This is a genomic window from Streptomyces sp. SID3212 (genome assembly GCF_009865405.1).
Classification (GTDB): domain Bacteria; phylum Actinomycetota; class Actinomycetes; order Streptomycetales; family Streptomycetaceae; genus Streptomyces.
Genome location: NZ_WWJY01000037.1, coordinates 1 through 10,265 on the forward strand (window position 1 = coordinate 1; position 10,265 = coordinate 10,265).

The 10,265-nt window shown below is 68.2% G+C and carries 9 protein-coding genes; 4 read left to right on the forward strand and 5 right to left on the reverse strand.

Translation table 11 applies throughout. The features are described from left to right. On the reverse strand, positions 1-569 hold a 569-nt coding region (locus GT042_RS37945; protein WP_161306888.1), incomplete at its 3' end, for a DUF6542 domain-containing protein. A 202-nt stretch (positions 570-771) separates the two neighbouring features. Between GT042_RS37945 and ychF the strand changes: the two genes are divergently transcribed. From ychF to GT042_RS01580, 4 genes are all read left to right on the forward strand, one after another. Then, entirely contained in the window at positions 772-1,860 is a 1,089-nt protein-coding gene (ychF, locus tag GT042_RS01565; RefSeq protein ID WP_161306889.1) for a redox-regulated ATPase YchF, read from the forward strand. 324 nt (positions 1,861-2,184) lie between these two features. Beyond that, complete coding sequence (locus tag GT042_RS01570; protein ID WP_161306890.1) at positions 2,185-3,816, forward strand: DUF262 domain-containing protein; 1,632 nt, start codon at positions 2,185-2,187, stop codon at positions 3,814-3,816. A gap of 568 nt (positions 3,817-4,384) precedes the next feature. Further along, entirely contained in the window at positions 4,385-4,951 is a 567-nt protein-coding gene (locus GT042_RS40030; protein WP_345943639.1) for a transposase, read from the forward strand. Then, on the forward strand, positions 4,948-5,397 hold the full coding sequence (locus GT042_RS01580) for a hypothetical protein (RefSeq protein ID WP_161306891.1): 450 nt from the start codon (positions 4,948-4,950) through the stop codon (positions 5,395-5,397). The genes GT042_RS40030 and GT042_RS01580 overlap by 4 nt, the downstream gene beginning before the upstream one ends. Here the strand turns inward: GT042_RS01580 and GT042_RS37950 are convergent, their stop codons facing one another. The 4 genes from GT042_RS37950 to GT042_RS01600 form a co-directional block, all read right to left on the reverse strand. Further along, a complete protein-coding gene (locus GT042_RS37950) occupies positions 5,398-6,366 on the reverse strand; it encodes a hypothetical protein (protein ID WP_237530378.1) in 969 nt (322 codons plus the stop codon). 158 nt (positions 6,367-6,524) lie between these two features. Next, positions 6,525-7,247 carry a type VII secretion system-associated protein gene (locus tag GT042_RS01590; protein ID WP_161306892.1) on the reverse strand — a complete coding sequence of 241 codons (723 nt, stop codon included), beginning with the start codon at positions 7,245-7,247 and terminating at the stop codon, positions 6,525-6,527. Between the two features lie 76 nt (positions 7,248-7,323). Beyond that, positions 7,324-7,947, reverse strand: a complete 624-nt coding sequence (locus GT042_RS01595) for a type VII secretion system-associated protein (RefSeq protein WP_161306893.1) — start codon at positions 7,945-7,947, stop codon at positions 7,324-7,326. A gap of 19 nt (positions 7,948-7,966) precedes the next feature. Next, the coding region (locus GT042_RS01600; RefSeq protein WP_161306894.1) for a hypothetical protein at positions 7,967-10,265 on the reverse strand (2,299 nt) is incomplete at its 5' end.

The following is a 10,265-nucleotide window of genomic DNA, read 5'->3' on the forward strand; positions in this document are numbered from 1 at the left end:
GCTCCGGCTGCCCGGTTCGCGGCGGCGGCGGCCATGTCGCGGGCGAGCTGGCGGCGCCCCATCTGGCGGATCTTGCGTACGGACGCGATGAGGCCGGCGACGAGTGTGCCGCCGTACAGCCAGCCCGCGTGTACGGCCAGCGCGGTGACGACCGCCATGATGTTCCCGCCGAACCCGCCCGTGCCGCCGGCGATCGGGATCGTACCGACGGCGAAGGCGATCGGGACGCAGATCGGCGCGGTCACCAGGTCGGCCTCCCGCACCCAGAGCGCTGTCACGCCGCTCACCAGCAGGAACATGAATCCGTACGGGAAGGGCGCCCCGTCGAACAGCAGCTCGTCCACGAACGCGACGAAGACCATGACGGCAGTGGCGAATAGTCCCGCGCCGATCCCGGTGAACCGGGGGTTGGGCAGACCGCGGAGCGTGTCGACGACCGGCGGCACCCGGCGTACCGGCGCGGGCGGCACCCGGTGGACGCTCGCGGCCTCCGCGACGGCGCCCCGGGGCGAAGGGGGTGTCCCCGGCCTGGTCCGGCGCTGGGGCTGACGTGTCCTGTGCTGGTCCACCGGACCAACGTAGGCGGCGGAGGGGGACGAATCCGGCACAGGACACGCCCTTTGGCGGAGCTTGGCGTTGCGTTCGAGGCGTACGGGCGGGTCGTGGGGCCCCGGAACCCGTCGTGGAGCGCGAACCACCGCCCGTAAACTGGTCTTCCCACACTCTCCACCCATCATCTCCCCTCTCCCCTCTCCCCAGGAAGTCGTCAACGTGTCGCTCACGATCGGAATCGTCGGCCTGCCGAATGTCGGCAAGTCGACCCTGTTCAACGCCCTGACCAAGAACGACGTGCTGGCGGCCAACTACCCGTTCGCCACCATCGAGCCGAACGTCGGGGTGGTCGGCGTCCCCGACCCGCGCCTGACCAAGCTCGCCGAGGTCTTCAACTCGCAGAAGATCCTCCCGGCGACGGTCGACTTCGTCGACATCGCGGGCATCGTGCGCGGCGCCTCGGAGGGGGAGGGCCTGGGCAACAAGTTCCTGGCGAACATCCGCGAGTCCGACGCGATCTGCCAGGTCATCCGGGCCTTCAAGGACGAGAACGTGGTCCATGTGGACGGCAAGGTCTCGCCCAAGGACGACATCGAGACGATCAACACCGAGCTGATCCTCGCCGACCTCCAGACGGTGGAGAAGGTCCTCCCGCGCCTCCAGCGCGAGTCGCGCATCAAGAAGGACGTCCTGCCGAAGGTCAAGGCCATCGAGGAGGCGCAGGCCATTCTGGAGAAGGGCGAGACGCTGTTCTCGGCGGGCCTGGTCCAGGGCACGGAGAAGGCGGAACCCCTCCACGACCTGCACCTCCTCACCGCGAAGCCGTTCCTCTACGTCTTCAACGTGGACGAGGAGGAGCTGACGGACGACACCTTCAAGGACACCCAGCGCGCCCTGGTCGCCCCCGCCGAGGCCATCTTCCTCAACGCCAAGCTCGAATCGGACCTGGCGGAACTGGACGACGACGAGGCCCTGGAACTCCTCCAGTCGGTAGGCCAGGAAGAACCGGGCCTGGCCACCCTCGCCCACGTCGGCTTCCGCACCCTGGGCCTCCAGACGTACCTGACGGCAGGCCCCAAGGAATCCCGCGCCTGGACGATCAAAAAGGGCGCCACGGCCCCCGAAGCGGCCGGCGTGATCCACACGGACTTCCAGAAGGGCTTCATCAAGGCGGAGGTCATCTCCTTCGACGACCTGGTCGCTACGGGCTCAGTAGCCGAGGCCCGCGCGGCGGGCAAGGCACGCATGGAGGGCAAGGAGTACGTGATGCAGGACGGCGACGTGGTCGAGTTCCGCTTCAACGTGTGAGTGGACGAAACAACACCACGTCGCTGACGTGGCGAACATGCAGTTCAGAAGGGGCCGACTCCTCCGGGAGCCAGCCCCTTCGTCTATCCAGTGCTGGATCGGTGCTGGACATTCCGAGTTGGCGTCAGGTGCACCTCAAGCCTCTGGAAGGCTTGAGCGATACTCGAATACGCGTCCGGTACGACAGCATCGCGGTTGTCGATCATGATCGGTGATGTCATTCCGTCAAGATGCCGGAATCACCCACCTTGGCCCACGTGAACTGGCATCCTGATCATCTGACAGTCCGCATGTGCGGTTCATGGAACTTGGGAGCTTCAAAGCGTGTCCAGCCTGAAAGAGCGGCCTACTGCTGCCACTTTTGACGTAGAGACCCTTGTCGCGGCCGCGTGGAACGGAGAGATCCGCGTGCCGCACTTTCAAAGGGGGTTTCGATGGGCCCGGGAGGATGTTCGACGACTTTTCGACAGCATCGTAAAGGGCTACCCAGTGGGGAGCCTCCTCTTGTGGGAGCGTCCCGCTGCGGAACAGCGTGTGAGCCTGGGCGCCTTACACTTCGATGCGCCTGCCACAGACGTGGCTCAATGGGTCGTGGACGGTCAGCAGCGCATCACGGCGTTGGCGAATGCGCTACATCCCTCAGGACAGTCCGACCAACGGTTTGCGCTTTCGTACAACTTGAAGGATGGCGCGTTCATCTCGTCGCCCCCTTCTCCTGACCCGTTGATTATTCCGCTGCCGGTTATCTTTGATCTCCAGCAGATCTTGAAGTGGTTCGCCAAGTACCCAGCGATAGCGCACCATCTGGATGATGCAACGGGAGTGACGAAGCGGCTGCGTCAGTTCCCTATTCCTGCCTATGTGGTCAAGCAAGGCAGCCCGGATGTTCTTCAGGACATTTTCGACCGCATGAATAATTACGGGAAGCGGCTCAAGCGGGCGGAGGTATTCTCTGCCCTATATGCGGGTGACGAGTCGAAGCAGGATGAGACTCTTACGATTGAGCGGATCGGTCACGGAATCAATGTCGAGCGGCAGTTCGGCACCATTGACGACGACACCATTCTCAGAGCCATTTTGGCGAGGCGTGGTCCGGATGTGACGCGTGATATTCATCACGAGTTCGACAACGGGCAAGAGGATCGGGACGCTGCCTACAAAGCGGGAGAGGAGGCGTTGCTCCGTGCTGTGAAATTCGTCCAGGAGCAGGCTGGTGTCCCGCACTTCCACCTCTTGCCGTACAGGTTCCTATTGGTGGTGCTGACGCGCTTCTTTGCTCATTACCCCGATCCGGGCCCTGAGGCGTTGGACACGCTTCGGTCCTGGTTCTGGCGGGCTGCAGTGGTGGGGCCGTACATCTTCCGCGGAAGTGCTACGGGGGCAATGAAGGCTCAGACCTATAAGATCTCGACCCGATCTATGGCCGATTCGCTGACCGGTCTTATTGATGTCGTGGAGCGGTCTGAGCATTCTGTGCCGAATGTGGCGCGTCTTCGTACGAATGAAGGGGCAGGGAAGATAATTCTCTGCTCACTCTGGGCGCTCGGACCCCGCGATCCTTTGACGGCGGACAGTTTTGAACAGCCGCGCTTGGCTCGAGCGATCAGTGAGTCCAATACCGCAGCTCCGGCAATCGCATATGTGGTCAACCCCAGGAACGTCGGGAGTAGCAGGCGTCTTTCTGCTGGTAACAGGCTTATTCTCTGTTCCGGTAGCCATCCCGTCAACGAGGTCGACATCCTCCTTTCCAACCAGCCGGTCCACCTGGGTGATGTGGAGTGGGAATCGGTTCTGGCGTCGCATGCGATGACCCGTAGTATGGCGGGACTTTTGGCGGCAAGTAAAACTGTTGAGTTCCTGCAGCAGCGTGAACAAATCGTTCAGAGTAACCTCCAGAATTTCCTCAGCGAGATGTGCGGATGGAAGTTTGATGCGGTCGAGCCGCTTCAGGATTGACCGGTATGCGCGGGTGGGTGCGGAGAATCGTGGGAACGGCTGGCCGGCTTTGATCGCTCGGCTGGAGGTGTGGGTCCCTTAGCGGCTCCGAGGGGGCGGCGCTGTACGCTGGATCATTAGCCAAGCGTGCGGGCCGGAAGGGGCCGGTTCCTTTCGGGGCCGGCCCCTCGACCGTCTCCCTCATGATGTCCTCGATCGGGGAGCAACGCTCTGGGCTTGTGGATCGGTCCCGGGAGGGCGCCCGGCGGATGCGGGCCACCGTGCTGGAGGCGGAAGTCAATCAGTGCATAGCTGAGTTGGCCGCCGGACCGGCCTCGACGATCCTCGTGCCGTGGTGCCGCAAGTCGCCGGGGATCTCCGAGGTGCTGCCGCTGCTCTACCCCCACGGACCGTTGCCAGCGACCGTGGGCCGGCTGACCAGGCGGTGGGGCCCGGACCACGCCGCTTTTCAGAACCGGGACCTGCCCGACCGCGACTTCGTCCACGTCTGGGCCGACGGCGTGCCGAGGGACTGCGCGAGTCCACCGGGTCGTGGGTCGGTCTGCCGCGAGACTGCCGCCGACGCGGGATGCGCGGCCCCGAGCTGGTGGTCGGTGACGGCGCCATGGGCCTTTGGCGGGAGCTCGCCGAGGTGTTCCCCGCTGTCCGGTCGGAAAGGTGCTGGGTTCACATGACCCGCGACGTCAACAAGTGCCTGCCCAGGTCCGCACGACCCGGCGCGATGAAGGCGATGCAGGAGATCCGCAACGCCGAGGGCCGCACCCGCGCCGAGAAGGCGGTCGAGGCGTTCACGAAGACCTGCGACGCCAAGTTCCCGGAGGCGGCCGCGCAGATCACCGAGGACTGGGAGGAACTCCTCGCCTTCTACGACTTCCCGGCCGAGCCCTGGATCCACCTGCGAACCATCAACCCCGTCGAGTCGACGTTCTCCACGGTCAAGCTCCGCACCGGGGTCACCCGCTGCGCCGGCAGCCCGGCGGCCGTGCTCGCGATGGTATTCAAACGGGTCGAGTCGGCGCAGGTGCGATGGCGCGTGATCAGGGGAGCCGACCTCGTGTGCCTGGTCTCTTTGGTCCGCGCCGGCGTGCGCCTTGAGAGCAGTGCCCAGGTTGAGCGGTCCGAGGTGGCGCCATGATCGACATGTTCGCGGCGCTCGAAGCGCTGACCGACCGCGATCCGAACCGTCGAGATGTCGCCGCCGACACCCTCGGGGACCTCCTGCGCGGCACCGCACTCGACGCGGACATGGCCCGTCTGGTTGTCGGACGCCTGGTCGGCCTGGCCGTCGACGAGCCGCAGACCGAGGTCCGCGAGGCCGCCCTGAACTCGATCGGCGAAGCCTTCAACCACCACTGCCTGCCCCTGGACCTCGTCGAACCGCTGGCGGACGCCATGCCGACGATGGAACACGCGCTCCTCGAATACGTCCTCTACATCTTCAGCGCCACCCGCGACCCGCAGGCCCGCGTCCTGATCGAGCCGTTTCTCGACCACCCTGACCCACAAGTTCGCCAAGAAGCCCGGCTCGCAGTAGCCGAGATCACCGCATTCGAGCCGGAGGGCCCCACCCACAACTCTTGACTATTGCTGGTACTCACTCAGCGGCAGTTCGAGCATCGGCTCGAAGGGGGAGTTCTCGTCGTCGGGAACGTAGGGAAGGAAGCCGTCGGGGACGGTGCGGGAGGCGGTGGTGAGGAGGCGGTGCAGGGCTTCTTCCTCGGTGGCAGGGGGGAGGCGGAGGGCGGCAAGGAGGCGGTCGCGGACGGTGGGGTGGTTCGGATTGTCGTGGAGGTAGTCGGAGCTGAGGGTCGGAGGGCGGAAGCCGGCCAGGGCGTCGTGCCAGGACGGGAGGGCGATGGTGAGGGTCAGGGCCTCGGCGAGGGACTCGGCGATCAGGGTGGCTCGGCCCTCTGAGTCGGTGTACAGGACGGGGCGGGGGCCGCCGGGGACGGCGGGGCCGCAGAGGTAGTGGGTGCCGCCCGCGTTGCAGCCGGCGACGGGCTCCACCGGGAGGCTGTTGGGCAGGGCGATCGGCTCGCCCGGGTCGGTGCGGGCGAGGTCGAACTCGCCGTCGCAGGCCAGGTAGGCGGAGGCCTCGGGATCCGCGCCGATCCTGCGGAGCAGGGCGTCGTCCGAGAGGGTTGCCGGATTGAGCGCTGCGGCGATGGCAGGGGTGAGGGGATGCCCGGCGAGGACGTGGCGGACGGCTTCGAGGGGGACGGAGCGCTCGTAGTGGTCCTCGAAGTGGGCCTGGACGGTCTCGGGGGAGCGGTCGGCGAGGAGGCGGAAGAGGAAGCCGGAGCCGTCCGGGTCGTTGCTGCCGGGCGGGAAGGTGAGGGCCGAGCCGGTGCGCCAGGTGGTGTCGTCGGTCTCCCGCCAGAGGCAGGCGGTGACACGCGGGGGGCCGATGTCCTCGTCGGAGAAGGCGGGGTCCTCCAGCAGTGAGCTCAGCGACGCGGGCACCTTGTCGATGACACCGGGCCAGACCTGCTCGTCCTTCGTCCCGTACGGGCTCAGCTCCGACTCGTGGTCGAAGCCGCGTATGAGCACGCCGGCCGGGGTGAAGTGGACGGAGAAATCGTCCCCCGACCGTTGTCCATCAAGCCCGCTTCCTCGCCCGGGCCCCACGCGGCGTCGAAGGTGTAGTGGCAGAACCGTGGATCGTCACCGATCGTGGCGTCCAGGAGTGCAGGACCAGGTCAGCCGGTCTACGGGGTGTCGGCGGCGGCTTCTGGTTCGTAGCGGTCCAGGTCGGACTTGCTGTTTCTTAGCGTTGTTGCTGTGACCAGTTGGCCTACCGGGGCGGAGGAGCTGAGGAACAGGACCTCGTTTCCCTCGGGGAGTCTCTTCAGGAGAGTCGGTATCGACATCACCTCGTGTGGGGGGAGTTTGTCCTCTGCCAGGTTCGGTGAGGGGGAGAAGACGGGGACCGCGGTTGTGCCGTCCTGGGCGTTGGTCAGTGCCAGGGCGCCCGTTTCGTCCACGCATACCGCCACCTCGGCGTCGGCGAGCATCAGGGCGAACAGTTCCTCCGAGGCGTAACCCGTGGCCACCAGTTGGACGGCGGCGTCCACGGGGCTGATCGGTGGGGCCCAGCCGTACGCGTCGGGGGAGGGGCGGTACTCGGTGTTCGCCTCCCACTCGACGATCTCGCCCTTCTCGTCGCTGCGCCAGCGTCCCAGGCTCGCCCAGGGCGGCGGGGGTTCGTCCTCGTCGCCGTTCCAGTGGCGGTCGATGACGGACAGCCAGTGATCGGGGGCCACCCTGGCTGCCTTGACGTACTCCTCGGGCGGTTCGCGGAAGCCCTCCTGGCCCTTGAGTACCGCGCCGGGGCCGCCCTGGGGTTCCGTCGGAGCCGAGCCTCCGTCGGCGCGATCGTTCTGTGGGGTGTTTTCTTGATTTTTGTCCGGTGTGTCGGAAGGGGTCGGCATGGGGCTCGGCATGGGGCTCGTCATTTAAGGGGACTCCGTTGGTGTGCCGGCGCCTGTCGCGTTTGTGGGCGGGTGGTCAGGGGGTCGGGGGGTTTTCTGCGGCTTCTTGGGGGGTCTTCTCCAGCGCCTCTCGCAGCGCCTCCGTCTCCACCGTCATGCTCACCGGGCCCGACGGGTTGAGGTAGAGCACGTGTCCCTCCGGTATGCGGGCCGCCAGTTCCGGCACCGGCATCAGTTCGTATCCGAAGCGGCCCGCCGCGTCCAGGTACGTGGGGGAGGTGAAGACCGGGACGACTGACGCCCCGTCGGGGGAGGTGGCCGACAGGGGGGTGCCGCCGGGAGCGAGCAGTACCGCCACCTGGGCGGCGGCCAGGGAGCGGGGTACGGCGTCTCCGGGGCCGTAACCCGTGGCCGCGAGCTGGACCGCCTCGTCCACCGGGTCCGTCGGCGCGGGCCAGCCGAGTGCCTGGGGCGAGGGGCGGTACTCCTCGTTCGGCCGCCACTCCTCGATCTCCCCGTCCAGGCCGGACCTCCACTGGCCCACCACCGCCCAGTTCGGCGGGTCGCCCTTCCCCGACCAGGCCGGGTCGACCATGCCCAGCCAGTGGTCGGGCGCGAGCCGGGCCGCCTCCTTGATCTCCTCGGGGACGGGCGGGGCGTCGGCGGGGGCCGTGGTTCCGGTGGCGGGGTTGTCGTTCATGGGCTCCTCGTCGGGGATGTTACGTGCGGTCGTTCAGGTCGTTCAGTATCTGGCTGAGCATCTCGGCCAGGGAACCGTCGGCGGAGTCCGGTACGGCGCCGGAAGCCAGTGCCAGCAGGGCATTCCGTATGTCCTGCAAAGTGTCACCGTAGGCCGACAGCCATTCCGCCTCCTCGCCGGTCGGATCCTCCGGCCCGGCACCGGCGGGCCGTCCCGTCGCGTCCCAGGCGTGCTCGTCCGGGAACCCGCCGTCGACAGCCACGTGTTCGCGCAGCTCGGACTCGGTCAGCGGGGCGATCCGCCAGTAGCGGCCCCAGTTGTCGATGTAGTCGAGGTCCGGTGACTCCGGGGTGCCGCGCTCCCGCAGCTGGTCGAAGACCAGTTGGCAGCCCCGCATGATCTCGTGCAGGGAGTGGTGTTCCGCCGTCAGCATCTCCGCCAGCAACGCGATCCGCACCAGGCCCAGGTCGAGGTCCAGGCCCCACACGTCGCGCATCGCCACCGCCTGGGTCATCAGCCGCTGCGACGAGCCGGACGTGCCGGCCAGGACCAGGCCGCCGGCCGGCTCGGTGGCGGCCTGGAAGCGGCTGCTCATGGCGTAGTCCCAGCGGTTCCTCCCCGGGATCCACGCGAGGTCCTCGTCCGGCATCAGCGCCCGCTCGGCCTCGCTCAGCGGCGGCCGTACGGTATCGGGGCGCGCCGCTGTCCGCAGGGGCCGCTCGGCCTCGGCGAGCAGGCGCGCCCGCTCCTCGGGTGGCAGGTCCCGCGTCTGCGCGCGCACCGCCCGGTAGGTGGTGATCCCGTTCGACGGCAGTCGCTCGGCGTACTCGTCGACGATCGACCGGGGCATGGGAGCTGGGGTGCTCAGCAGGTCGGAGATCAGGCCACCGGCCGGATGCGGGGCGCCGATCCACAGCAGGCCCATCCGCTCCCGCAGGTTGCCCGACTCCACCACGGCCTCGATCCGGTCCCGGTCGGTGCCCACGGCGCCGTCGGTGGTGGGGTCGGCGGAGCCCAGCTCCGCCCAGCGGCCCGCCGCCACGGCACGGTCCCACACCGCTCGTACCATCACGCCGAGTTGGGCGTTGGCGGCCTCGTGGTCGCCGAGATACCGGCCGAGCCGCTCCTCGAAGCGCTCGGCCTCCTCCAGGAAGCGGATGCGCGCCCGGATCCAGTCCGGCGCCTGCCGGGTCGCCAGCCGCTGCCGTACGGACACCGGTGCGGAGGACACGGCCTCCACCACCCGGCGCGTTCGCGCCTCGCTCGCGCCGGTGGTGTCGCCCGGCCCGTACGGAAGTCCGGCGAGGTGGCGGTCGCCGTCGAGGACGAGGAGGGCGGGTGGCGTGTCCGTGGCGGTGTGGCCGTCCTCGGTGCTGTCGTCCTCGGTGCTGGCGTCCCGGGTGCTGTCGTCCGTGGTGGTGTTGTCCGCGGTGTGGTCGTCCGGGGTGCTGTCGTCCGCCGTGACGGTGTATCGGGCCCCGCCGTGGTACGTCACCTGGCCGTCCAGGTCCACCACGGCCAGCTCTACGCCCAGCGCGCGCGGGGCCGTCGCCACCACCGCGTCCGCCAGCGCCGCCGTGCCGTTCTCTCCTCCGTACGACGGGTCCCGCAGCAACAGCCGGAAACGTTCGGCCGGGCCCAGGGCCACGTCCGAGACCGGGAGTTGATTGCCGAGGAGGACCGCTTCCATGCGCTGGGAGGCGTTGGTCGGCGCACCGATCTCGTCCAGCAGTTCCAGCGGGATCATCCGGCCCCCGTCCAGCGGAAGCGGCGTCTCGCGCGGCAGGTTGTGGTCGGTGACGTTCCGGCCCAGCCAGTCACGGAGGTCGGCGGGCGTGTCGATTCCCGCGTTCGCCAGCGTCGCCGGGGCCGCGTACCGGAGGGCCAGCAGAAGGGCGTGGTCGGCGGACCGGTCGCCCTCGCCGGACGGCTCCTGCCTGGGCGACTCCTGCGCGGACGGCTCGCGGACGGGTGAGTCGTGCAGCGCGAAGACCGTGCCATCGAGTTCGGCGGCGTACGGTCCGGTGCGCCGGTAAGTGCCGCGTGGCGCCGGTTCGTTGGGGACAGCAGCCGGGGCCGGTGGCTCGTGTGTCGCGTTCTCGCCGGTGTCGTTGCCGGTACGCGGCGAGATCCGCAGCCACGTCGTCGGACTGCCGTCCGCCGACTCCAGGAGGTGGATCTCGGCCGTCGCGCCGCCGTCCCCGTCCTGGCCCGGGGTGACCGCCACCCCGCCGGAGTTGATGTACGCGTCGAGGCCGGTGACGTCCGCGATGCCCCGCGCCCGTTCGACGGCGCGCCCCAGCGTGGCCGCGTCGCCC